Source organism: Roseateles toxinivorans (genome assembly GCF_004362525.1).
Classification (GTDB): Bacteria; Pseudomonadota; Gammaproteobacteria; order Burkholderiales; family Burkholderiaceae_C; genus Paucibacter; species Paucibacter toxinivorans.
Genome location: NZ_SNXS01000002.1, coordinates 1,028,573 through 1,053,091 on the forward strand (window position 1 = coordinate 1,028,573; position 24,519 = coordinate 1,053,091).

Here is a 24,519-nt window from a genome sequence, read left to right on the forward strand (position 1 = left end):
CCCTGTTGGTCGCTGTGACAATCTAATTTCTTACGTACTCGCCGGGCATTTTCAATCAGGTTTACAAGACCTGGGCATCGAGGATGAGCCGGCGGTGGATCTATCCCTCAACCATTCAAAATTGTCACTGGGGCAGCATGTTCAGAAGAAATCAGGTCAACTTTGCCGCCATGCTTTGTCTTGGCGCGCTGTCGGCGACGCCCGCCTTGGCGCAGCAGCAACTGGACCGTATTGAGATCACCGGCTCGAGCATCCGTCGTATCGCCAATGAGAGTGCACTGCCTGTGCAGGTGATTACCGCGGAGCAGATCCGCGGCTCGGGCGCGACGAGTGTGGCTGATGTCATCCAGCGCCTGCCTTCGATGCAGGGCTTCGCGATTGCCGACACGGCAATCGGCAGCAACTCCGGCGGTATTGCCACCGCCTCCATCCACGACATCGGGGCGTCTTACACACTGGTGCTGCTGAATGGCCGGCGTGTTGCACCGACAGGGTCTGGCTCCACGATCAACCTGGCCGCCATTCCGATGAGCGCGATCGAGCGCATCGAAGTGCTGACAGATGGCGCTTCTGCTTTGTACGGCTCGGATGCGATTGCCGGCGTCGTCAACTTTGTGCTGAAGCGCAACATCCAGGGCGGTACGGTCACGGTGCAAGCCGATTCGCCTCTTGAGGGCGGCGGCAAGTCGGCCAATGCCAGCGTCACATATGGCTTCGGCAACCTGGACAAAGACCGCTTCAACGTGGTGGCGACCTATCGCCACGACGAGCAAAAGCCGATGAAGTCTGGCGATCGCGAATTCGCGAAGTCCGCCTATCTGCCGTTCGAGTACAACGGCCGCAAGTACATCTACGACCGCACCAGCACGTCGGCGGATCCGGCCAATGCCACAGTGACCTTCAAGCGGCTTGGTACTGAAACGACGACATTGCCCGCCTACGCCTTCAATCCGTACTACAAGACCCACGGCAACACCTGCGCGCCGAACAACGTCTACAGCCTGAGCAACGCGGCAACCGCAACCTCGGTCAGCGAGATGTGCGCGTTTGACTTCGTCAGCACCATCGACGTGTACCCCGAGTCCAAGCGCGACTCCTTCTACATGTCGGGCCAGTTCAAGGCCAGCAATACGGTGACCCTGTTTACCGACATTGCCTACTCGCGCATGGATCTCACGGCGCGTATCGCTCCGAATCCTGTGCCGGTGTCAATTCCCGTGACGTCGAGCCTTTTCACCAAGTATGTGGCGCCCTATCTGACCGCCGATCAGATCGCGCACATCAACACGGTCACCGCCAACTACCGCGCCACCGACTTCGGTACCCGTGATTCACAGACCATCACTGACTCGAAGCACTTCGTGATTGGCGCTGAGGCCGAAGTGGGCAATTGGCTGCTGTCCACCGCTGCCACCTGGTCGCAGAATGCCATCGACGAAAAGTATGTCGGTGGGTATTTCAAGGACAAGGAGTTCCGTGACATCGTCAAGAATGTCTCGGTTGATCCCTTCGTGCCCTCGGGTGGTCAGTCGGCCGCGGCGCAGTCGCTGATTGCCGGCTCCATCTTCAACGGCAGCGTCCGCAGTGGCTCGACCACGCTGACCGGCCTGGATGTGCGCGCCTCGGGTGATCTGTTCAAGCTGCCCGCGGGCACGGTTGGCGTCGGTGTGGGCGCCGACGTCCGCAACAACCGCTTCAAGAACACGCCCTCGGCTTCCGCACTGGCCGGCGAGATCTACAACTACGCACCGGTCACGGCCTTCGACCTGGAGCGCAGCAACGCAGGCGTGTTCGCCGAAGTGCTGGTCCCCGTGGTCAAGAATCTCGAACTGACCGGCGCACTGCGCTACGACACCATCGGCGCCATCAAGGACGCAGTCAACAACAAGGACGTGGGCGAGCGTGTCAGCGCCACCACCTACAAGTTGTCGGCGCGCTACCAGGTCTCGAATGCCGTGCTGCTGCGTGGTTCCTACGGCACCGGATTCAAGGCCGCCTCGATGTTGGATATCGCCCAGCCGCTGATCCCCAACGGCGTGACGGCTGCCAACTATGACTGCCCGTTCCCCGGTACCCCGGCCTGCAAGCCGACCAAGACCCAGTACAGCCAGATGGCTGGCGGCAATGACCAGATGAAGCCCGAGAAGTCCAAGCAGGGCACCGTGGGCATCCGCTTCGAGCCGACGGCCGACTTCGGCATCGGTGCCGACTACTGGAACGTGAAGATGACCGACGCCGTCAGCGGCGTGTCGGCCAACCAGGCGTTTGCCGATCCGCAGAAGTACAAGGACCTGTTCACCCTGTATCGCACGCCGGCCGAGACCCAGGACTACTGGGCCTTCAAGAGCGTGTCGACCAATATCGGCAAGGCCAACTACAGCGGCGTCGACTGGGATGTGGTGGCACGGTTCCAGACCGGTATCGGCCGCCTGACCACGGGCTTGGCGGGCACGTACATGATCGAGTCGTCCTACACCCGTGCCGGCACGGACAATGACTTCACCGATAGCATGGGCAAGTACGGCGAGAACGCTGCGGTGACTTTCCGCAACATCATCCGCGGCACGCTGAAGCTGGAGACGGGCGCTTTCACCAACTTGCTGACGGTCAAGCTGCGTTCGGGCTACAAGGACATCACGACCACCGCGCGTGACGTGGCGACCAACAAGAACGTGGCGGTTTCTGTCGATGTGCCGCGTTACGGCACCCTCGACTGGCAGGGCACGTACAAGCACAGCAAGGCGCTGGAACTCCGCGTGGGCATCAACAACCTGCTGAACGAAGCGCCTCCGTTCACCCTGCGTGACTCCTCCGGTCACCAGGTGGGCTACGACCCGCGTTACGCAGACCCCAAGATGCGTACTTTGTACATGATGGGCACCTACAACTTCTGAGTTGTCGGACGCCATCTCCAGAAAGGGGCCGCTTGCGGCCCCTTTTTCATGGTCCCGCCGTTCGGTATGGGGCGGGACCGCCTTCCCTGCCTAGAATCAGGCTTCATGCCAAGGAGAGTTGATGTCTGAAGCCGCTGCAGGCGCATTGAGCTGCGAAGTCCTGATCATCGGTGCCGGCCCCGCCGGCAGCGCGGCCGCACAGTTGTTGGCCCGTGCCGGCGTCGATGTGCTGCTCGTTGACCAGCAGCTGCTCGGCCGGGACAAGATCTGTGGCGACGGCCTGATCCCGGATGCCCACGCCGCCTTGAGGCGCCTGAACCTGCTGGACAGCGTGATGGCCCGGGCGCAGTTCGTCAGCCATGTCGGCTGCATCGGTCCCAGTGGCGGGCGCATCGACGTGCCTGGCCACCTGGCCGTGCTGCCGCGCCGCGAACTTGACCAGTTGCTGGCTCAGTCCGCCATCGACGCAGGCGCACGTTGGCTGGCCCCCGCCCGCTTCGAACGAACCGTCGAGAATGAACGGGGCGAAGTGGTGGGCGCGGTGCTCAAGCAGGGTGATGCGCTGACCGAGGTGCGTGCGCGCTGGGTGCTGTTGGCCACCGGCGCCGTGCCCAAGGCGCTGACGGCCGCCGGCATGTGCGAGCGTCACACCCCCAGCGGCGTGGCGATGCGGGGTTATATCCGCGCGCCATCCATGGTGGGGCGTATCAGTGCCATGGAGGTGGTCTGGAACAGGGCGGTGCGGCCGGGCTACGGCTGGGTCTTCCCCGCGCCCGGGGGCTGCTTCAATATCGGCGTCGGCGTGACTGACAGCCACAAGGCGGTCGGCGGCAAAGGGGCCAAGCAGGAGCTGAATCTGCGCGCGATCTTCGACGCCTTCTGCGCCTCCTATGAGCCGGCGGCTCAGCTGGTGCGCGAAGGCGAATGGGTGGGCGAACTCAAGGGCGCCCCGCTGCGCTGCACGCTGGAGGGGGCTCGCTGGAGCCGCCCGGGCCTGCTGGTCACCGGCGAGGCCGCCGGCAGCACCTATTCCTTCACCGGCGAGGGCATAGGCAAGGCGATGGAGACCGGCATGCTGGCCGCCGATGCGGTGCTGGCCGGCCGGCGCGAGCACCTGGCCGATGCCGAAGTGCGTGCCCGTTACGAGGCCGGCCTGCTGGCGCTGAAACCCAAGTTCCAGCTTTACGCCCGCGCCAATCGGGTGAATGCCTTCCCCTGGCTGGCCGATCTGCTGATCTGGCGCGCACGCAAGAGCCCGCGCCTGCTGGCGCGCATGAGCGGCGTGCTCAACGAGACCAGCAACCCGGGCAATCTGATCAGCGTCAAGGGCTTCTCTCGGCTCTTTCTTGAGTAAGTCGCCTGCCATGTACCCCCAAGCTCACTTCGTTCACTGCCCCCCGAGGGGGCGCTCAGCGCCCTTCGGGCGGCCGGGCGGGCGCTGACATGTGCCAACTCCTCGGCATGAATGCCAACACCCCGACCGACGTGATGTTCAGCTTCACCGGTCTGGCGACGAGGGCCGAGGAGCACAAGGACGGTTTCGGCATCGCCTTCTTCGAGGGCTGTGGTCTGCGCCTGTTCGTTGACCACCACAGCGCCCGGGTCAGCCCGGTGGCCGAGCTGGTCAAGCACTATCCGATCAAGAGCGACAACGTCATTGCCCATATCCGCAAGGCCACGCAGGGGGTGGTCTCGCTGGAGAACACCCATCCCTTTGTGCGCGAGCTGTGGGGGCGCTACTGGGTGTTCGCGCACAACGGCGATCTGAAGGGCTTTGCGCCGGTGCTGCACGGTGCCTTTCGCCCTGTCGGCCGGACGGACAGCGAGCTGGCCTTCTGCTGGCTGATGCAGGAGCTGGCCAAGGCCCATGCCAGCGTGCCCAGCGTCGAGGAACTGACCGCCACCCTGAGTGAGCTGGTGCCGCGCCTGGCCGCCCATGGCACCTTCAACATGCTGCTGTCCAACGGCCAGGCCCTGTGGGCCCATGGCACGACGAGGCTGCACTATCTTGAGCGCAAGCACCCTTTCGGCCCGGCCCACTTGCAGGATGAGGACGTGCGCGTGGACTTTGCTGCCGAGACGACGGCGCGCGACCGCGTTGCGGTCATTGCCACCGAGCCGCTGACCCGCGACGAGCCCTGGATTGCCTTTGCTCCCGGCGAGCTGAAAGTCTTTGTCGATGGCCAACTGCTGGTCAGGTCCGAGACCGGGCGCCTCACGCACGCCTGAGGGAAGGCCCGCTCGCGCTTGACGCGAAGTCCTGAGACACTGGGCGGATACAGCGCGGCCGGCCATCGCGGCGGCGCCGAGTCACAACCCAACCCCCGCCTACCCATGCCCACACCCCAACACCCGGCGCCGCGCTTCGACCTGTTTCACCGCCATGACGCGCTGACCCAGATCATCTTCGGCTATGCCGAGGCCTATCCCAATCTGGTGTCGGTGCGCAGCATCGGCAAGAGTTTCGAGGGCCGTGACATCTGGCTGCTGGTGCTGACCAACACCGCCACCGGCCTGGACACCGACAAGCCCGCCTTCTGGCTGGACGGCAATATCCACGCTGCCGAGCTGACTGCCAGCACCACCTGCCTGTACTACCTGGAGCATCTGGTCACCCAGCACGGCCAGGATGCCCAGGTCAGCCATCTGCTGGACACCCGCACCATTTATATGGTGCCGCGTCTGAACCCCGACGGTGCCGAGCTGGCCCTGGCAGACCGGCCGCGTCACATCCGCTCCTCGACCAAGCGCTATCCCTTCGAGGACGAGCCTGTCGATGGCCTGACCGTCGAGGACGTCGATGGTGACGGCCGCATCCTCTATATGCGCGTGCCCGACCCGCACGGCGCCTACAAGAAGCATGCCGGCGACCCGCGCCTGATGGTGCCCCGCGAGCCCGGCGAGTTCGGCGGCGAGTACTACCGCCTGCTGCCCGAGGGCTTCATCAAGAACCATGACGGCCTGACCGTTACCGTCAACAAGGACGCCGAGGGGCTGGACCTGAACCGCAACTTCCCCAGCGAGTGGCGGCAGGAGTACAAGCAGGTCGGCGCCGGGGCCTTCCCGACCAGCGAGCCCGAGGTGCGGGCGATGGTGGAGTTCATCGTCGCCCACCCGAATATCGGCGCGGCGATCAGCTATCACACCCACAGCGGCGTGATCCTGCGGCCCTTCGGCTCGCAGAGCGACGACGAGATGATCCCGGAGGACCTGTGGTCCTACCAGCGCTTCTCGGCCATGGGCGAGAAGCTCACCGGTTACCCGGCGGTCAATATCTACAAGGACTTCCGCTACCACCCCAAGGAAGTCATCACCGGCACGCAGGACTGGGTCTACGAGCACCTGGGGGCACTGTTCTGGGTGGTCGAGCTGTGGTCGCCGAACAAGGAGGCCGGCATCACCGACTACAAGTGGATCGACTGGTTCCGCGAGCATCCGGTCGAGGACGACCTGAAGCTGCTGAAGTGGAGCGACGAGCAGTGCGGCGGCCAGGCCCATGTGGAATGGCGCCCCTTCCAGCACCCGCAGCTCGGCGCGGTCGAGATCGGCGGCTGGGACAAGATGAACTACTGGCGCAATCCGCCGCCCGAGCTGCGCGAGCGCGAGGCCGCCCGCTTCCCGGCCTGGATGAACCAGATTGCGCTGAGTCTGCCCAAGCTGGAACTGCTGCGCACCGAGGTGCGGGCTTTGGGCCCGGACACCTGGCGCATCCGCCTGGCCGTGGCCAACAGCGGCTGGCTGCCGGCCTATGTGACCAAGCGGGCGCTGGAGCGCAAGGTGGTGCGTGGCGTGATCTTCGAGATCCACCTGCCGCTCGATGCGAACAGCGGTGTCAGCCTGGTCAGCGGCAAGGAGCGCATGGAGGGCCCGCAGCTCGAGGGCCATGCGCCCAAGGCGACCCTGCATGCCTTCCTGGGCAACCGCGAGGTCACCGCCGACCGCGCCGTCGGCGAGTGGGTGGTGCGCGCACCCAAGGGCACGCGCCTGGCGTTGACCGCACGGGCCGACCGGGCCGGTGTGGTGCGTACCGAGGTCAGCCTCGACTGAGCCGCGCGCTCAAAGCGCGCGGCGGGTCAGTTCGGCGCGCTTTTCGTCCCGCTGCGCCTGCAGGGCCCCTGCATGGGCCAGCGCGGACTGCACACGGTTCGGGTGCTGGTAGCGCACCCGCAGTTCGCCAGCAGCATCACGCAGCAGCTCGATCTGCAGGCCCTCGGCCATCTGCCAGGCAGTGCCGCTGCCCGGTGCCGGCGGCAGCGTGCCGCGGCTGGGTGGGCCGTATTTTTCGCTCAACGAACGGCCCAGCCGGGCCAGCAGCTCGATCGTGGACCGACCCTCGCGCGCAGCGAAGCGGTAGCCCATGGCGGCCGGGTAGTACATGCCGGAGCCGGGATCGCGGTCGTAGCTGACCTCGAAGCTGCTCGCATCGGGCAGCACGGCGGCGGGGTTGTACTCGTCGGTCCAGACCTGGCGCGAGGGGCGTGGCGCCATGCCACTGGTCTTCAGCCAACGATCGAGCTGGGGGCGCAACAGGCAGAACGCGGGCCGATCCAGCAGCCGGAACTGCGAGGCCTCCTGGCAGGCATCCGATTCATCGAGCACGGCCAGCAGCTTGCCTGCCTTGGGCATGCCGGCTGCCTGGGCTTCCTCCAGGTGGCGGCGGGCGGTCTCTGCGTCCATCTGCACCGCGCTTTCGCCGTTCAGGCCGTGATAGGCCCAGAGATACTTGCCCGCTGGGTTGCCGAGCCTGGTGGCAGCCTCGGCGTGAACGGCCGATTTTTTCACCTCGTTGGGCTCCATCAGCATATAGGCCGAGCTTGAGACGGCATGGGCGCGAGCCCCCAGCGAGGGATGGTCCAGGAAGCCCGCGCAACCCTTGATGGCGGTGTCCAGCGCATTGCTGAGCAGTGGGCGTTCGCACTGTGCGACGAGTTCGGTGGTCTGCTCTTCCAACTGGCGGGGATCGGCTGCCGCGCCGGCCTCCAAGGTGGCCGATATCGTGCCGGACAGTGTGGCGCGGGGCGCCGTCGCCTCCGGGTATCGACTGCCGGCCAGTGCGAGCACGGCCACGCCACAGCCGGTCAGCATGAGGGCGGTCATTGCCACGCGCGAACGCCTGCGGGCCGGGCTGTTGGGTTGTTGCGGGTTTGCCTTCATGGCCCTAGTGTCTGCGCCGCAGACGACAGGCGCCGGACGGTTGTCGGCGCTCCGTGGTCCGGCCGGGATGGGCCGTTGGGCTCAGGCTGCGGATGCCTCTGTCACGCCGGCCCGGTCAGGTTTTTGCTCGACGCCACCGTGTTTGCCAACGGCGCCTGCTCATAGGCCTCGCGCCACAGCCGCTTCGGTATGAAGCCGCGCAGTTGGGCGATGGCCTTGTCCAGCAGCGCCGGGGCCAGTTCGTGACCGATGCCGGGCAGCAGGTCGGCGGTGACGTCGGCATCGAGTGCCACCAGGCGCTTGGCCGAATCGAGGGTCGGACCATGCGGCACGACAGCATCGGCCAGGCCATGGAACAGATGCACGCAGACATCCTGCGGCGCATGGTCGGGCGGTGTGCCGTGGCGGCCCGAGAAGGCCAGCACGCGGCCGGCCAGCTGGCTTTCAGCCTGCACCGCCTCCAGCGCCATGATGGCGCCCTGCGAGAAGCCGGCCAGGGCGGTGCGCTCCCAGGGCAGGCCGAAATGCTGCTGCAGCTGGCGCACGATGGCGATGAAGCCCGGCATGGCCGCGGCGATGCGCTCGGGGCGATTGGCCTCGGTGATGGCTTGAACAGAAAACCACTGGAAGCCGGCACCACCTCCGGGCACGCCGTCGAAGGGCTCGGGGGCATCGATGCAGACCACGGCGGCCTGCGGGTACTCGCTCGCCAGGCGCTGCACCAGCGGCGCCATGTCCGAGGCGCTGCCGCCGACGCCGTGGTAGAGCAGGTACAGCAGCTCGACGGGGCCGCTGTCCGGGGTGTGGGCCAGGGCGGAGATTTTCATGGGGCGTTCCTGTGGGCGGGGCGGACAGTATCCACCAGCTGATCAAGCCCCGGATGCAATCCGGGGAGCCCTCAGCCCCAGCGACTGTCCGGATCCCGCTGCCCGATCAGTTGCACCAGCACCTGGCGCAGGCGCGGGGCATCGATGGGCTTGGTCAGGAAGTCGTTCATGCCGGCGGCCAGGGCCTCGTCGCGCTCGGAGACCAGGGCGGCGGCGGTCAGCGCGATGATGGGCAGGTCCTCGGCGTCGTGATGCTTGCGGATGATGCGCGTGGCCTCGTGGCCGCTCATCACCGGCATCTGCACATCCATCAGCACCACATCGAAGGGTTTGCCGGTGCTGTCGGCGGCGGCCACCGCCTCGACGGCCTGGCTGCCGTCGCTGGCCTGGGCCACCTCCATGCCCCATTGCTCCAGCAGAGCCACGGCGATCATCATATTGACCGGGTTGTCCTCGGCCATCAGCACGCGGGTGCCCTGCAACTCGTTGTGGCGGCGGGCCGCGTGGGTGGACAGGGAGCTGACCGGTGGCGCGGTCGCCGGCAGCGGCAGCTCGGCCCAGAACACGCTGCCCTTGCCGGGCTCGCTGTCCGCGCCGACCTTGCCATGCATCAGCTCGGCCAGCTCGGCGCAGATCGACAGGCCCAGGCCGGTGCCGCCGTAGCGGCGCGTGGTCGATTCGTCGGCCTGGGTGAAGGGCTGGAACAGGCGGCCGCGCATCTCGTCACTGATGCCCGGGCCGGTATCGGCCACCTCGAAACGCAACACGCCCTCGGCGGGCATCCTGACGCGCATCGCCACCGAGCCATGGGCGGTGAACTTCAGGGCATTGGTCAGGTAGTTGCTGATGATCTGCCGCGTGCGCACCGGGTCACCGACGACCCAGGCCGAGACCTCCGGGTCGATATCGACCTTGAACTCCAGGCCGCGCGAATGGGCCAGGGTCAGATAAGCCATGCGCATCGTGCCCAGCATGTCGCGCAGGGCGAAGGGCAGGTGCTCCAGGGTCAGGCGGCCGGCCTCGATCTTGGACAGATCGAGGATGTCCGAGATCAGGCCCGACAGGCTTTCGGCGCTGTCCAGCATCTGGTTCAGGTACTGGCGGCGGGTGTCCTCGTCCAGATCGGGCTGCTGGGCCAGACGGGCCAGGCCCAGCAGGCCGTTGAGCGGCGTGCGGATCTCGTGGCTGGTATTGGCCAGGAAGGCGCTCTTGGCGCGATTGGCGGATTGCGCCTCGTCCTTGGCCTGGGCCAGCGCGCCCTCGACGCGGCGGCGCTCGGTGATGTCTTCCAGTATCCAGATCGTGCCGCCGCGGCTGGGATGGGTCGGGTCCACCGCCTTGGCCAGCAGGCGGCACAGAAAGGTGCTGCCATCGCGCCGGCGCACCATGCGCTCGGCCTCGACCTGCTCGCCGCTGGCCAGGCGCGGGCCCAGGTCGCGGCCGATGCGGGCGTAGTCCTCGGCGCTGGGCCAGATCACGCTGCCGGGCTGGCCCACCATGCTGCCACGCGGCCAGCCGAACATGTCTTCCACACAGGGATTGGCCTGCACAAAGGTCTGGTCGCGGGTGAAGGCAATGCCGATCGAGGCGTTCTGCAGAATCGCCTCGTGGGCCAGTCGGGTGCGCTCGTTGTCGGTGACGTCGCGGGCGTTGATGACCAGATAGTCCTGGCCGTCCATCTCGAACGGCGCGGCCGACAGCAGCATCGAGATGTTCTCGCCGTTCTTGCTGTTGAAGGCCATCGGCAGCTCGTTGACACGGCCGTGCTGGCGTATCAGCTGCACCATGCGCTCGCGTTCGCTGTCCTTGGCCCAGATGCCGATCTCGGCGGCGGTGCGGCCTATGATCTCGTCGGCGCTGTAGCCCGACAGGCGCTCGAAGGTCTTGTTGACCATCGCATAGCGGCCGGTGTGCATATCGGTCAGGGTGATGACGTCGGGGCTGGTCGCCACCAGATGGGAGAGCAGGCTCTCCGAGCGGCGCAGCGCATCCTGGGCGCGGGCCTGCTCGGTCTGGTCGACGAAGAAGGACAGGGTGGCGGGGCCGCTGGCGGCGTCCACGCGCACGCTGGTGGCCTGCACCAGCAGGCGCCGGCGCGACAGCGTGCGCAGCCGGAACTCGCTCATCGGCATCATCGTGCCCGAGACCATGGCCTCGATCTTGGCGGCGCGCTGGCGGGCCCGTTCGTCGTCGCCCGGTTCGTAGTGCGAGAACAGGTCCTGGCCGATCATGCTGCTGCGTTGGGTGTAGCCGAACATCGCCATCGCCGCCGGGTTGGCGTCGATCACGCGGCCCCAGCGGTGCAGGACCAGGGGGCTTGGCGAGCGACGGAACAGCTCGCGGTAGCGGCCCTCGGTGGCCTGTATGGCCTGCTCGGCCTGCACCTCGTGGGTGACGTCGCGGCCCACGCCCCAGAAGCCCAGGAAGCTGCCGTGCTCGTCAAAACGCGGCTCGCCGCTGATGCTGACATAGCGGAGGCTGCCATCGGCCTGCTGGCGGCGCGCGACCACGCCGTAGAAGGCGCGGTGGCCTTCCAGATCGGCGCGGTGGGCGTCCAGCTCGTCGTCGGACAGGCCCAGGTCGTCGATCTCCCAGGGTGTCTTGCCCAGGCGCATGTCGGGGTCGACGCCGGAGGCGCCGGGCTTGTCCTCGGTCACATGGGTGAAGCGGAACTCGCTGTCCATCTCCCAGTACCAGTCGGCGGCCATGGCCAGCAGGCGACGGAAGCGGTTGCTGCGGTCGGCCGCCTGGGCCAGCGAGCTGGTGATGATGTGCAGGCTGCCCAGGCCAACCACCAGGCCGGTGCCCAGCAGCAGCAGCTGCGCGCCGAGATGGGCCAGCAGGCTGCGGGTCAGGCCGATACCCGGCACATTCGGTGCGAACACCCCCAGGTACTCCATGGCGGCAACGCCGCCCAGCAGCACCCCGCAGAAGGCGGTCAAGACCAGACCCTTGCGCAGGCCGTTCAGGGCGGTGGCCAGGGCCACCATCAGGCCCAGCAGGCCCAGCGTGTTGGAGCCCAGGCCGATATTGCGCAGCACCGCCACGGTCACGGCCAGCACCACCACCAGGGCCATCAGCAGGGTGACGACATTGCGGCAGCGGGCCGGGGGCACGACCCACAGGCCGATCAGGCTGGTCAGCGCGATGAACAGCGATAGGGCGGCCGGCGCCAGTGTGCTGATATGTGTCAGCCGGCCCTCGCCGCTGAGCAGCAAGAGGCCGGTGACGAGCAGGCACAGGGCAGAGCAGGTGCCCATGAACAGCCGGCAGGAGCGGGCATGCACCGCGCCGTCCAGGCTCGGCGATGTCCAGGGCGCGGTCGTGCCCCCATCCAGAGGCCCCAAGTCTTCGAGTTGTCCTGCGTTCACGGCCCCTATTGCTCCCTTGGCTCCCACGGCTCCCACGGCTCCCATCGCCGGAACCCTATCCCGGCGCGGCCCACAGTCTTAACCAGAACCCGGCCCAACGGAACACGGGCTGGCACCCGAAATGGGGGGCAAACGCGATCTATGTACGCATTCCGGACCCGCGTGAGCGCTGAATTGGGCGATTCAGGCCTGCCTGGCCTGGTTCAGCTCGTCGCGGGTGCGCAGAGCCACGGCGCGGGCGGCGGCGGCAAAGTCCTCGCCGGCCGATGCATAGAGCACCGCGCGCGAGGAGTTGACGATGATGGGACCCGTGGTTCGGCCGGCTTGGCCGCGCCAGCCGGCATGCACGGTGGCGCGGGCATCGCCGCCTTGGGCGCCGACGCCCGGGATCAGCAGCGGCAGGTCAGGCGCCAGCTCTCGCACCCGCTCGATCTCGGCCGGGAAGGTTGCGCCGACCACCAGACCCAGCTGGCCGTTGCGGTTCCAGGCGGTCTGGGCCAGCTGCGCCAGGTGTTCGTAGAGCAGGGGCTGGCCGGGGATGTCGGCCAGGCGCTGGTTCTGCAGATCGCTGCCACCGGCGTTCGAGGTGCGGCACAGCAGGATGGCGCCCTTGTCCGGGTAGCGCAGATAGGGCTCTATCGAGTCGAAACCCATGAAGGGCGACAGGGTCACCGCATCGGCCTGGTAGCGTTCGAAGGCCTCGCGGGCGTACTGCTCGGCGGTGCTGCCGATGTCGCCACGCTTGGCGTCGAGAATCACCGGCACGTTTGGCGCCACGCGCTTGATGTGGGCCATCAGCCGCTCGAGCTGGTCTTCGGCGCGCTGCGCGGCGAAGTAGGCGATCTGCGGCTTGAAGGCGATCACCAGGTCCTTGGTGGCATCGACGATCGCGCTGCAGAAGTCATAGATGCGCGACGCATCGCCGCGCCAGGAGCCGGGAAAGCGCGAGGGCTCAGGGTCCAGGCCCACGCACAGCATCGAGTTGTTCAGCTTCTCTGCCTGTTGCAGCATCTCGATGAAGTTCATGCGTGGGGTCTCCTGGGTAGCTCTGTCGGTTCGTTGCTGGGGATCAGCGCAGGCGCTTGGCCAGCTCGGCGGCCTTGCCGGTGTAGCTGCCGGGGGTCAGGTCACGCAGGCGGGCCTTCTCGGCCTCGGGCAGCTCCAGAGTTTCGATGAACCCGCGAATCGCCTCGCGGGTGATCGCCTTGCCGCGGGTCAGCTCCTTCAGGCGCTCGTAGGGGTTGGGCAGGCTGTAGCGGCGCATCACCGTCTGGATCGGCTCGGCCAGCACTTCCCAGGCATGATCCAGGTCGTCGGCCAGCATCGCCTCATTGACCTCCAGCTTGTCCAGGCCGCGCTGCAGCGAGTCATAGCCCAAGAGCGCGTAGCCCAGGGCCACGCCCATGTTGCGCAGCACCGTCGAGTCGGTCAGGTCGCGCTGCCAGCGGCTGACGGGGAGCTTCTGGCTCAGATGGGTCAGCATCGCGCTGGCCAGGCCGAAATTGCCCTCGGCGTTCTCGAAGTCGATAGGGTTGACCTTGTGCGGCATCGTCGAGCTGCCGATCTCGCCGGCCTTGGTGCGCTGCTTGAAATAGCCCACCGAGATATAGCCCCAGACGTCGCGCGACCAGTCGATCAGTATCGTGTTAGCCCGGGTCAGCGCATCGAACAGCTCGGCCATGTAGTCATGCGGCTCGATCTGAATCGTGTAGGGGTTGAACGTCAGACCCAGCGACTGCTCGACGACCTTCTGCGAGAAGGCCTCCCAGTCGAAATCGGGCCAGGCCGACAGATGGGCGTTGTAGTTGCCGACCGCGCCATTCATCTTGGCCAGCAGCTTCACATCGGCGATGCGGCTGCGTGCAACCTGCAGGCGGGCCACCACATTGGCGACTTCCTTGCCGACGGTGGTCGGGCTGGCGGTCTGGCCGTGGGTGCGGCTGAGCATGGGCACATCGGCCAGCGTGTGGGCCATGTCCAGCATCTTGGCGATGATGCGGTCCAGCGCAGGCAGCAGCACCTCGCTGCGCGCGGCCTTCAGCATCAGGCCGTGGCTGGTGTTGTTGATGTCTTCGCTGGTGCAGGCGAAGTGCACGAACTCGCCGGCGGCCTTCATCTCGGGGTGGTGCTCGAAGCGGGCCTTCAACCAGTACTCGACCGCCTTCACATCGTGGTTGGTGGTCTTCTCGATGTCCTTGATGGCCTGGGCATCGGCCTCGGAGAAGCGCAGCACAAAGCCGCGCAGCAGGCCGCGGGCGGCCTCGGACAGTGGCTTGAACTCCGCAAAGCCGGCGTCCGACAGCGCGATGAACCATTCCACCTCGACCTGCACGCGGCGGTGCATCAGCCCGTACTCCGACAGCAGCGGGCGCAGGCCGGCCACCTTCGAGGCGTAGCGGCCATCCAGGGGCGAAAGGGCGGAGAGGGCGGAGAGGTTCATGGCTTGGGGCGGTGGGGGCCGCTGCGCTAGAGTGACTGGGGCAAACCCGTGGATTTTAAGCGCCCGGCCGCAATGCCCAGAACAGACCCCGGGAGATGGCCGCCGGGAAGACGGTCAGATGCCCCTCGCCGGCCAGTATCCGGCTCTCGACATGCAGCCCGGGCAGTCGCGCCGATCTGAGCATGGCCTCGAAGCGGCGCAGGTCCCCGACCATGTCTTCGTCCTTGCCTCGCTCCAGCCCGCCGACCAATAGCAGCACCCGGGCCTTCAGCCCGCGCTGCTGGCCCACAAAGGCCTGAGCACGCTTGAGCATCAGGCCGTCGTCGTACCACAGCGAGGGGCTGCTGAGGATGTAGTGCTGGAACATGCCCGGCTCGGTCAGCAGCATATGGGCGCCCAGCAGGCCGCCATAGGAATGGCCGGCGAAGATCTTGCGGCCCATGTCGGCGCGCAGGGTCTTCTCGACATAGGGAAACACCTCCTCGGCGATGAATCGGCGATAGGCCTCGGCCTGGCCATAGACGGGTGTGCTGTCCCCGCCCTTGTCGCGCCTCGCGCTGGGCGTGTAGTCGCGATTGCGGCTGGCCTGGGGGCTGTCGCCATCGGCATAGGACAGGCCGACGAGGATGAAGTCCTGCAGATCGCGGCCCTGGTTGCGCGCCATGTGCGAGATGCTGCGCAACAGCGGAAAGGCATAGTTCGTGTCGGTCAGGAACAGCACCGGATAGCGGCGCGCGGGCTGCTTGTCGTAGTCCACCGGCAGGCTGACAAACAGCCGGTAGTCGCGCTGCAGCAGTCGCGAGCGCAGCGGGTGGACCTCGGTGTTGGCCAGGGTGTAGGGCTCCAGGGGGGCCGTGCGGCCGTCAAGGGCGCCGAGGGCGAGCAGGGCGATGAACAGCAGGCGGGCAACAAACATGGTGGTCTCGATCGGGCATGCGGCGGCCGCACCGGGTCCTCAGGTGGGGCTGTAGTCAGGGGTTCAGGCGGGGCGCTTTTCCAGCGAGCGGCGGATCTTGGCGGCGTCGCGCAGGCGGTCGGCCGAGCCGTCGGCATCGAGCAGCACGACGGTGACGTTCTTGCCGCCGCTCATCATGCGCATCGTCAGGCAGCGGCCGGCCTCGTCGGTGTAGCCGGTCTTGGACAGGCGTATGTCCCAGCCCTTGCTGCCGACCAGCCGGTTGGTGTTGCGGTACTCGACCGAGCGGCCATTGATTGGAATCAGCGCCCTGCGGTCGCTGGTGATCTGGCCGATCTCGGGATAGCGCGATGCCGCTGCGGCCAGCTTCGCCACCTCGGTGGCGGTGGAAGTGTTCTTCGGTGACAGGCCGGTCGGTTCGGCGATGGCGGTGTGCGTCAGGCCCAGTGTCCGTATCTTCGCCTGCACCGCCAGCTCGAAGGCTTCGAGGCCACCAGGATAGGTGCGGGCCAGTGCCGCGGCGGCGCGATTGTCGGACGACATCAGGGCCAGCTTCAGCGCCGCCAGCCGGGGCATCCTGGCGCCGACGGGCACGCGCGAGGGGCTGTGCTTGAGGGTGTCCACATCGTCGCGGTCTATGCGTATCTTCTCGGCCGGGTCGAGCTTGGCATCGAGCACCACCATGGCCGTCATCAGCTTGGTCAGCGAGGCGATGGGCACCACCGCATCGGCATCCTTGTGCATCAGCACCTGGCCCGTGCCTTCCTCCAGCACCAGCGCATGGCGGGCGTTCACCGGCAGGGTGAACGGGGCCGGCGCACTGGCGGCGGGCCGGGTTGGCTCGGCGGCCTGCGGTGCGACCGGCTTGGCATTGGCCTGGACCAGCAGGCTGCCCATGGTCAGGGCCAAGGCTGGCAGGAACAGCTTCCAGGCCGAGCTGTGCCGGCGCGGGGCCAGCAGGGTTTGAATGCGCTGCAACAGATCGCCTCCTCGGGCTGACTGGGCCAGGGTTTGCGGATTCGGGTTCATCAAGCTCAGTTCATGCAGCGCCAGCGCCAGGCGCCGGGGCTCGCCCAAGGCCTGGGCGGCGAGTTCATCGGCCACCTGCTCCCGCTCGCGACGCATGCGGCTGGACAACCACCAGACGACCGGATGGAAGAACAGCAGCGCCTCGATGCCGCTTTGCAGCAGGTTGATCAGATAGTCCAGCCGCCGCACATGGGCCAGCTCATGGGCCAGCAGGGCCTCCAGCAGCGGGGCCGGCATGCCGCTGATCAGTGCCGCCGGCACCAGTATCACCGGCCGCCACCAGCCCACCGTCAGCGGGCTGCTCAAACGCTCCACCACCTGCAGCGGCACGCAGCCGTGCAGGCCGATGCGCCGCGCCAGCGCATCGGTGCGCGCCTGCCACTGCGGGTGCTGCGCATGCGGGCCGGCCCTCAGTCGCGCCACCCAGGCCAGACCCAGGCCCATGCGCAATGCCATGAGGGCCACGCCCAGGCACCATGCGAGGACCAGCTCGGGCATCACGGACTGCAGCGTGATCAGCCAGTCCGGTGCCAGCATCGCGACGTCCGGGGCGCTTTGTGGCATTGGCTCCGGGCCGCCACTCAGTTGCAGCGCCGGCAACAAGAGACAGAGCAGCAGTGCCGCGCCGCAGACGGCATAGCGGCTGCGCGGCCCGTAAGCCCGCAGCAGGAACAGCAGCAAAGCCGCAACGGCACCCACCAACAGACCCTGCCAGATGAAGTTGAGCAGCGCCCAGCCCAGCGCCGGCACCCAGTCCTGTAGCAGAGCTTCAATACCGCTCATGCCTCATCCCCATGCAGAAACTTCTCGATCTCGGCCCGTTCCTTCTTGCTGACGTGGCCCTTCAGCGCCGCCAGCACCAGGGCCTTGCCGGAGCCGGCAAAGGCCTTGGCGATCAGGTCCTTGAGCAAGTGGGTCTGCAGCGCATCCTGCGATTGCGCAGGGGCGTAGACGTGCGAGCGCTGGCTCTCGTCGCGCGTCAGCAGGCCCTTGCCGTGCATGATCTGCAACTGGCGCAGCACGGTGGCGTCGCTGGCGTCGGGGCGGTCGGCGAGCAGGGCCTCATGGACCTGCTTGGCGGTGGCCGGGCCGATGCGCCACAGCGTGCGCAGCAGATCCAGCTCGGCGGCGGTGGGTTTGGGTGGCGGGGTTTGCATGGCGTGCAGAATATAAGTTCTAGAACATCTTGTCTAGAACTTTCTGTCTAGATGGCGATGCGAGGCCGCGGCTCTGCACCAGATCAGTTGTTTTGTACAGACTGCCGCGCAACAGATGCTTCGCTAGAATCGTTTGCACAACGAGGACCGCAGTCCCCAAAAACCCCATATGAAGCTCATCGGATCACTCACCAGCCCTTACGTCCGCAAAGTCCGCATCGTGATGGCCGAGAAAAAGCTCGACTATCAGCTGCTGCTGGAGGACGTCTGGGCCAGCGACGACATTCTGAAGGTCAACCCGCTGGGCAAGGTGCCCTGTCTGGTGATGGAAGGCCAGGACTCGATCAGCGGTGCGGTCTTTGATTCCCGCGTGATCGTCGAATATGTGGACACGCTGTCGCCGGTGGGCAAGCTGATACCCGAGCGGGGCCGCGAGCGCACCGAGGTGCGTACCTGGGAGGCGCTGGCCGATGGTCTGCTCGATGCGTCCATCCTGGCACGCCTGGAGCAAACCTGGAGCGGCCGCACCGAGGCCCAGCGCTCGCAGGTCTGGGTGGACCGGCAGATGGGCAAGATCAGCGCCGTGCTGAAGGCCATGAGCCAGGGGCTGGGCGACAGAAACTGGTGCTCCGGCAACCACTTTTCGCTGGCCGATATCGCCGTCGGCTGTGCCCTGGGCTATCTGGACTTCCGCTTTCCGCAGATCGACTGGCGCGCCGACCACCCGAATCTGGCCAGGCTGTACGAGAAGCTGGCGCAGCGCCAGAGCTTCATCGACACCCGTCCGCCCGTCTGATCAGACCGTCATCGGGCAGGGCGCCGCGGCATGCAGCTTGCGGTAGAGGCTGGCGATCTGCCGTGCCACCTGCTCCAGTGCCTGGCCCCAGCAGCGCGCAATTTCACCGGCCAGCAGACCATGGGCGAGCAGGCTCAGGAGGCTGCGTTCGGACTCGGCCAGTTCGCCGCTGCGCACCGGTGCTATGAACGGCCAGCTAGGGGGCTGGCTGGCGCGGTGCAGCGGCGTGCGCGGCTCGCCGAAACAGGCCAGCATCTGGCGCGCGATCATCGGTGACATCGGCGCCTGGCCGGTCAGGAAGTCGATCGCGGCGTGCTGCAACTGCTCCGGGTCGCCGGCATCCAGCGCATAGCCATCGGCCCCGGCGCACAGGGCCTGGAACAGCAGCTGGTCATCGGCCGAGGGTGTCAGCAGCAGCACACGCGGTGGCGCGGCATTGGCCAATGGCGTCTTGTGCAGCGACTTCAGCAAATGCATCGCGTTGCCGCCGACCAGGCGCAGATCGCACAGCAGCAGCTGCGGCTTGTGCAGCCGTATCAACTCGGCCGCCCGGCTGAGACTCTGGGTGCCGCCGGCCCAATGCAGCTCGGGAATCGCGGCCAGCTCGGACTGGGCGCGCTGAACCGATTCCAGGGTTCTTCTGACAACGACGACTTCGGACATGGGGCGGGGAACTGGGGGGGGCGGTATCAACAGCACATTGTTGGTGCGCCGACCCGGCTTGCCATCCCCCCGACCCGGTGCTGTAAGGATATGCACTCCCCCCGATTCAGGGGGCGGCGGTGAGCGCGGCGCTGGCATGGAAGCTGTGCGCGCTGGCCACAGGCCAGTAAAGCTTGAAGGTGTTGTGCGGCAGCTCGCCGTGCAGCAGCGCGCCGCGCGCCACAAAGGGCAGCAGCCCGCTCAGCAGCTTGACCTCGTGCGCGCTGATACGCTGAACGATATGCGCGGCCGAGATCTCACTCGGATGCTGCAGGCCGGCGGCCTGCACCAGCTCCTTCAAGGCCTTCAAGGTGTTGTCATGGAAGTGGAACACGCGCTGCGCCTTGTCGGGCACGACCAGGGCCTGCTGGCGCACCGGATCCTGCGTGCTCACCCCGGTCGGGCAGTGGCCGGTGTGGCAGTTCTGCGCCTGTATGCAGCCCAGGGCGAACATGAAGCCGCGCGCCGAGTTGCACCAGTCGGCGCCCAGCGCCAGCATGCGGGCGATGTCGAAGGCGCTGACCACCTTGCCGGCGCAGCCTAATCTGATCTTGTCGCGCAGGTCCAGACCGACGAGCGTGTTGTGCACCAGCAGCAGGCCTTCCTGCAGCGGCGCGCCGACATGGTCGGTGAACTCCAGCGGCGCCGCGCCGGTGCCGCCCTCGGCGCCATCGACGACGATGAAGTCCGGCGTGATGCCAGTTTCCAGCATGGCCTTGCAGATCGCGAACCACTCCCAGGGATGGCCGATGCAAAGCTTGAAGCCGGTCGGCTTGCCGCCCGACATATCGCGCAGCCGGTCGATGAAACGCATCATCTCGATCGGTGTCGAGAAGGCGCCGTGCGAGGCCGGCGAGATGCAGTCCTCGCCAATGGCCACGCCACGCGCCTGGGCGATCTCGGCCGTCACCTTCGGGCCCGGCAGCACACCGCCATGGCCCGGCTTGGCACCCTGGCTGAGCTTGAGCTCGATCATTTTGACCTGCGGATCGCGCGCATTGGTCATGAACCTCTCGGGATTGAACGAGCCGTCGTCATTGCGGCAGCCGAAGTAGCCCGAACCTATCTCCCAGATCAGGTCGCCGCCATGCTGGCGGTGGTGCACGCTGATCGAGCCCTCTCCGGTGTCGTGCGCAAAGCCGCCCTGCCTGGCGCCGGAGTTCAGCGACAGGATGGCATTGGCCGACAGCGCGCCAAAGCTCATCGCCGAGATATTGAAGATGCTGGCCGAGTAGGGCTGGGCACGACCCGCCCCTATGGTGATGCGAAAGTCGTGCGAGTCCAGCGCGGTGGGCACCATCGAATGGTTGATCCATTCGTAGCCCGAGGCGCGCACATCGCGCTGGGTGCCGAAGGGGCGCTTGTCGGAATCGCCCTTGGCGCGCTGGTAGACCAGTGAGCGCTGCTGGCGCGAGAACGGCGTGGCCTCGTTGTCGCTCTCCAGAAAGTATTGGCGGATCTCGGGGCGTATGAACTCGAGCAGAAAGCGCAGATGGCCGATGACCGGATAGTTGCGCAGCACCGAGCGCTTGACCTGGCGCACGTCGCGCAGCCCCAGGGCCGCGAGGCCCGCGAACACCAGCGTCGCCAGGCCCATCTGGCCGGTGACGACCCAGACAAAGGCGCACAGCAGGCAGCCGACGATGCACAGCAGCCAGGTGCTGTAGCGCAGCGGGAAGTGGCGGTCCAGGGCAAGCAACCAGGCGGGCATGGGCAACTCCGTATCGGGCAATGCCGGATCCTAGACCGGCCTGCGCCTGCCGATGTGGCATGTAAACCCGGGGAACCGACCCTGTTCTCCGCCCCGGGCACAATCGCCGGCATCCGACATTCTTTGCAGCTGGCCACCATGAGCGAATCTCCAAGCACTACTTCCTCGTCCTCCCCCTGGTTGTTGACGGGGGCGCCCCAGCAGGCGCCCATCGCCGTGGTCGGCGCCGGCACCATGGGCGCCGGCATCGCCCAGGTGGCCGCCCAGGCCGGCCACCCGGTGCGCCTGCTCGATGTGCGCGAGGGCGCGGCCCAGGCCGCCTGCGATCAGATCGCCAAGGGCCTGGCCGCCCTGGTGGCCAAGGGCCGCCTGGAAGAGACCGAGCGCGCGGCGGTGCTGGCGCGCATCTCGCCCGCCGCAGGCATCGCCGACCTGGCCGACTCGGCCCTGGTGGTCGAGGTCATCCTCGAGCAGTTGGCACCCAAGCAGGCGCTGCTGCGCGAACTCGACGCGCTGCTGGCGCCGGGCGCCATCATCGCCAGCAACACCTCGTCGATCTCGATCACAGCCCTGGCCAATGGCATGAAGAACCCGCAGCGCCTGGTCGGCATGCACTTCTTCAACCCGGTGCCGCTGATGAAGCTGGTCGAGGTCGTCTGGGGCGCCGAGACCTCGCCCGAGGTGGCCCAGGTGATCTTCGACCTGGCCACCGCCTGGGGCAAGACGGCCGTGCATGCCAAGTCGACGCCGGGCTTCATCGTCAACCGCATCGCCCGGCCCTATTACGCCGAGACGCTGGCCCTGCTGCAGGAGCAGGCCGGCACGCCCGCCCAGCTGGACCAGGCGCTGCGTGGCGCGGGCTTCCGCATGGGCCCGTGCGAGCTGATGGACCTGATCGGCCACGACATCAACTACTCGGTCACCCAGTCGGTGTTCGAGGCCAATTACGGCGACCGCCGCTACATGCCCTCGCTGGTGCAGAAAGCCCTGCTCGATGGCGGCCGCCTGGGCCGCAAGGTCGGCAAGGGCTTCTACGACGGCGTGCCGGTGGCTCCGGCTGCAGAGTCGGCTGTTGCGGCGGAACTGCCGGCCATCACCCTGCATGGCGACGGCGCGCTGGTCGAGGGGCTTGCTGCCTGGTTGACCCACAAGGGCCAGGACTTCGCCCGCGAGACCGAGTCGGGCTGGCAGGGGCTGCAGCTGGGTGAGGCCGAGCTGCACTTCAGCAGCGGTCGCAGCGCCATGCAGCTTGCCGCACAACGCAGCCAGCCCGAGCTGGCCGTGCTGGACCTGCCGCTGGCGCCCGACCGCATCACCGGCTTGGGCCTGGCCTTTGCCGCCACGGCCGACGAGGCCACCCGCGAGTCCGCCCGCGCCCTGATGCGCGCGCTGGGCTGGACGCCGCTGGAACTGCGCGACTTGCCAGGCCTTGCCGTGGCCCGCACCGTCTGCATGCTGGTCAACGAGGGCGCCGACGCGGTCTACCAGGGCGTCTGCGACGAGCAGGGCGCCGACCTGGCGATGAAGCTGGGCACCAACTATCCGGCGGGCCCGTTCGAGTGGCTGGCACTGATCGGCGTCGAAGCCGTCTGCCAGGTGTTGGATGGTCTGTATGAGGCCACGCGCAGCGAGCGCTACCGCGTCAGCCCGCTACTGCAGCAGCGGCGCTGGGCGGTCAGGCTGGTCGCTTAACGCTTGGCCTTGATGCGGGCCTGGGTCCAGCCTCGCATCTGCTGCTCCAGCACGTCGAGCGGCAAGGCCCCCTGGGCCAGCAGCGCGTCATGGAAGGCGCGCACATCAAAACCTGACCCCAGTGCCTGCTCGGCCTGGGCGCGCAGGGCCATGATGCGCAGCTGGCCGATCTTGTAGGCCAGGGCCTGGCCGGGCCAGCCGATATAGCGATCGACCTCGTTGACGATGTCGGTCTCGGTCTTGGCGGCGTTGTCGCGGAAGTAGTCGATCGCTTGCTCGCGCGTCCAGCGCTGGCTGTGGATGCCGGTGTCCACCACCAGGCGCACGGCCCGCCACATATCGTAGGTCAGCTGGCCGAAGCGCGAGTAAGGGTCCTTGTACAGGCCCAGCTCGTAGCCCAGGGCCTCGCCGTACAGGGCCCAGCCTTCGAGGAAGGCCGAGTAGCTGGCGAAGCGGCGGAATTTGGGCAGCTCGGCCTGCTCCTGTGCCAGCGCGATCTGCAGGTGATGGCCGGGCACGGCCTCGTGCGAGGCCAGCACCTCCATCTCGTATTTGGGTCGCATCTCGGGACGGTACAGATTGACGTAGAAGTAGCCGGCCCGCGTGCCGTCCACCGACGGGCCGCTGTAGTAGGCGGCGGTGGTGTTCGGCGCGCTGGTCATCGGTATCGCACGCACGCCGAAGGGCGTGCGTGGCAGCTTGCCGAACAGCTTGGGCAGCTCGGGCTCTATGCTCTTGGCCACCACCACATAGGCATTGAACAGCTCTTCTGGCGTGGCGTAGTAGAACTGCGGGTCGCTGCGCAGCTTCTCGAAGAACTGCTGGCGCGTGCCGGTGAAGCCGACCTGCTCCATCACCTTGCGCATCTCGCCATGGATGCGCGCCACTTCCCTGAGGCCGATCTGGTGGATCTCGTCGGGCGTCAAGGTCGTCGTCGTGTGCTCGGCCACGCGGTTGGCGTAGTAGGCCGCGCCGCCTGGCGTGTCCCAGATGCCCACCGACTCGCGGCAGGCAGGCAGGTACTCGGTGCGGAAGAAGACCTCCATGCGCGCATAGGCCGGCAGCACCTTGTTCTGTATCACCTGCGCCGCCTGGCGGCTGAGGCGCTCGCGCTCGGCCGCGGGGATCCTGTCCGGGAAGCTCTTGAACCGGGCATAGAAGGGGCTGTCCTCGACCCTGGCGACCTGCTGGCCCTGCAGCTGGGGCAGCACGCGGGCCATCAGCATGCGGGGCTGGGTGCGGCCGGTCTTGGCGGCGGCGCGCAGCCTGTCCATGTACTGCTCGAGGTAGGCGGGCAGGGTGTCCAGGCGCTTCAGCCAGGTCTCGTAGTCGGCCACGGTGTCGAAGGGCATGTTCTCGGCCACCTCGTTCAGCGCCTGCGGGCCGTCGCGGGCCGTCATCTCGTAGGCCCAGGGCTGGTGCGGCCACAGCGCCAGCCGCGACTCCAGCGACTTCTTGAACAGTTCGTGGTTGAGGCGCTCGGCGGCCGGCAATTGCCGGCTGTCGATGCGTGCCAGCTGGGCCAGCAGATCCCGGTCCTGCTGATGGCTGCGGGCCATGGCGGCAGGGCTGATGTCGGGCCAGCGGTCGTTGAAGCCCTTCTCGCCGTAGTAGGTGGCGGACAGCGGCGAATCGGCCATGTCCTGGGCCCAACTCTTTTCTATCAGCTGATGCAGGCGCTCGGTGGCGGTGCCTGGGCCCGCGGCTGCGGCGGGGAGGACGGAGAGCACCGCGCAGGTGGTGATCAGGGTCAGCAGGGGACGCAGCATGGACGCACTCTCAAGCTTGATCGAAGCCCGCATTGTGCGGGGGCCGGCTGCAGGTCGGGGG

General features: G+C 67.1%; 17 protein-coding genes. 6 read left to right on the plus strand and 11 right to left on the minus strand.

Translation table 11 applies throughout. The annotated features are described in order from the left end of the window. The first annotated feature begins 137 nt into the window (after positions 1–137). From DES47_RS10450 to DES47_RS10465, 4 genes are all read left to right on the plus strand, one after another. Positions 138–2,894, plus strand: coding sequence for a TonB-dependent receptor domain-containing protein (locus tag DES47_RS10450; protein WP_133700590.1), 2,757 nt, complete (start codon positions 138–140; stop codon positions 2,892–2,894). Positions 2,895–3,015: 121 nt separating this feature from the next. Continuing rightward, positions 3,016–4,248 (plus strand): NAD(P)/FAD-dependent oxidoreductase, encoded by a 1,233-nt coding sequence (locus DES47_RS10455; protein WP_133700591.1) that lies wholly within the window; start codon positions 3,016–3,018, stop codon positions 4,246–4,248. Positions 4,249–4,337: 89 nt separating this feature from the next. Continuing rightward, positions 4,338–5,123 (plus strand): class II glutamine amidotransferase, encoded by a 786-nt coding sequence (locus DES47_RS10460; protein ID WP_133700592.1) that lies wholly within the window; start codon positions 4,338–4,340, stop codon positions 5,121–5,123. A gap of 105 nt (positions 5,124–5,228) precedes the next feature. Beyond that, entirely contained in the window at positions 5,229–6,941 is a 1,713-nt protein-coding gene (locus DES47_RS10465; RefSeq protein ID WP_133700593.1) for a M14 family metallopeptidase, read from the plus strand. A 9-nt stretch (positions 6,942–6,950) separates the two neighbouring features. Here the strand turns inward: DES47_RS10465 and DES47_RS10470 are convergent, their stop codons facing one another. From DES47_RS10470 to DES47_RS10505, 8 genes are all read right to left on the minus strand, one after another. Then, positions 6,951–7,991 (minus strand): hypothetical protein, encoded by a 1,041-nt coding sequence (locus tag DES47_RS10470; protein WP_133700594.1) that lies wholly within the window; start codon positions 7,989–7,991, stop codon positions 6,951–6,953. A 158-nt stretch (positions 7,992–8,149) separates the two neighbouring features. Then, entirely contained in the window at positions 8,150–8,875 is a 726-nt protein-coding gene (ypfH, locus tag DES47_RS10475; RefSeq protein ID WP_133700595.1) for an esterase, read from the minus strand. A gap of 71 nt (positions 8,876–8,946) precedes the next feature. After that, positions 8,947–12,246 (minus strand): PAS domain-containing hybrid sensor histidine kinase/response regulator, encoded by a 3,300-nt coding sequence (locus DES47_RS10480; RefSeq protein WP_166651950.1) that lies wholly within the window; start codon positions 12,244–12,246, stop codon positions 8,947–8,949. Between the two features lie 183 nt (positions 12,247–12,429). Then, entirely contained in the window at positions 12,430–13,272 is an 843-nt protein-coding gene (gene pyrF, locus DES47_RS10485) for an orotidine-5'-phosphate decarboxylase (RefSeq protein WP_208114953.1), read from the minus strand. Positions 13,273–13,315: 43 nt separating this feature from the next. Then, positions 13,316–14,686: an adenylosuccinate lyase gene (purB, locus tag DES47_RS10490; RefSeq protein WP_133700597.1), complete on the minus strand. Its 1,371-nt coding sequence runs from the start codon at positions 14,684–14,686 to the stop codon at positions 13,316–13,318. Positions 14,687–14,741: 55 nt separating this feature from the next. After that, positions 14,742–15,602, minus strand: a complete 861-nt coding sequence (locus tag DES47_RS10495) for an alpha/beta hydrolase (RefSeq protein ID WP_133700598.1) — start codon at positions 15,600–15,602, stop codon at positions 14,742–14,744. Positions 15,603–15,665: 63 nt separating this feature from the next. Beyond that, the gene (locus tag DES47_RS29665) at positions 15,666–17,414 is read right to left on the minus strand and encodes a M56 family metallopeptidase (RefSeq protein ID WP_133700599.1); all 1,749 of its coding nucleotides are present in this window, start codon (positions 17,412–17,414) and stop codon (positions 15,666–15,668) included. Beyond that, positions 17,411–17,788, minus strand: a complete 378-nt coding sequence (locus tag DES47_RS10505; protein WP_133700600.1) for a BlaI/MecI/CopY family transcriptional regulator — start codon at positions 17,786–17,788, stop codon at positions 17,411–17,413. Before DES47_RS10505 ends, DES47_RS29665 begins: the two co-directional genes overlap by 4 nt. 169 nt (positions 17,789–17,957) lie before the next feature. Between DES47_RS10505 and DES47_RS10510 the strand changes: the two genes are divergently transcribed. Then, complete coding sequence (locus DES47_RS10510) at positions 17,958–18,584, plus strand: glutathione S-transferase family protein (RefSeq protein WP_133700601.1); 627 nt, start codon at positions 17,958–17,960, stop codon at positions 18,582–18,584. Here DES47_RS10510 and DES47_RS10515 read toward each other — a convergent pair whose 3' ends face one another. Both DES47_RS10515 and DES47_RS10520 read right to left on the minus strand, forming a co-directional pair. Further along, entirely contained in the window at positions 18,585–19,247 is a 663-nt protein-coding gene (locus DES47_RS10515; RefSeq protein ID WP_166651951.1) for a response regulator, read from the minus strand. Positions 19,248–19,353: 106 nt separating this feature from the next. After that, complete coding sequence (locus DES47_RS10520; RefSeq protein ID WP_133700603.1) at positions 19,354–20,997, minus strand: FMN-binding glutamate synthase family protein; 1,644 nt, start codon at positions 20,995–20,997, stop codon at positions 19,354–19,356. Between the two features lie 138 nt (positions 20,998–21,135). Between DES47_RS10520 and DES47_RS10525 the strand changes: the two genes are divergently transcribed. After that, the gene (locus DES47_RS10525; protein WP_133700604.1) at positions 21,136–22,689 is read left to right on the plus strand and encodes a 3-hydroxyacyl-CoA dehydrogenase; all 1,554 of its coding nucleotides are present in this window, start codon (positions 21,136–21,138) and stop codon (positions 22,687–22,689) included. Here the strand turns inward: DES47_RS10525 and DES47_RS10530 are convergent. Further along, positions 22,686–24,458 carry a DUF885 domain-containing protein gene (locus DES47_RS10530; RefSeq protein WP_166651952.1) on the minus strand — a complete coding sequence of 591 codons (1,773 nt, stop codon included), beginning with the start codon at positions 24,456–24,458 and terminating at the stop codon, positions 22,686–22,688. The genes DES47_RS10525 and DES47_RS10530 overlap by 4 nt on opposite strands. Positions 24,459–24,519: the final 61 nt, after the last annotated feature.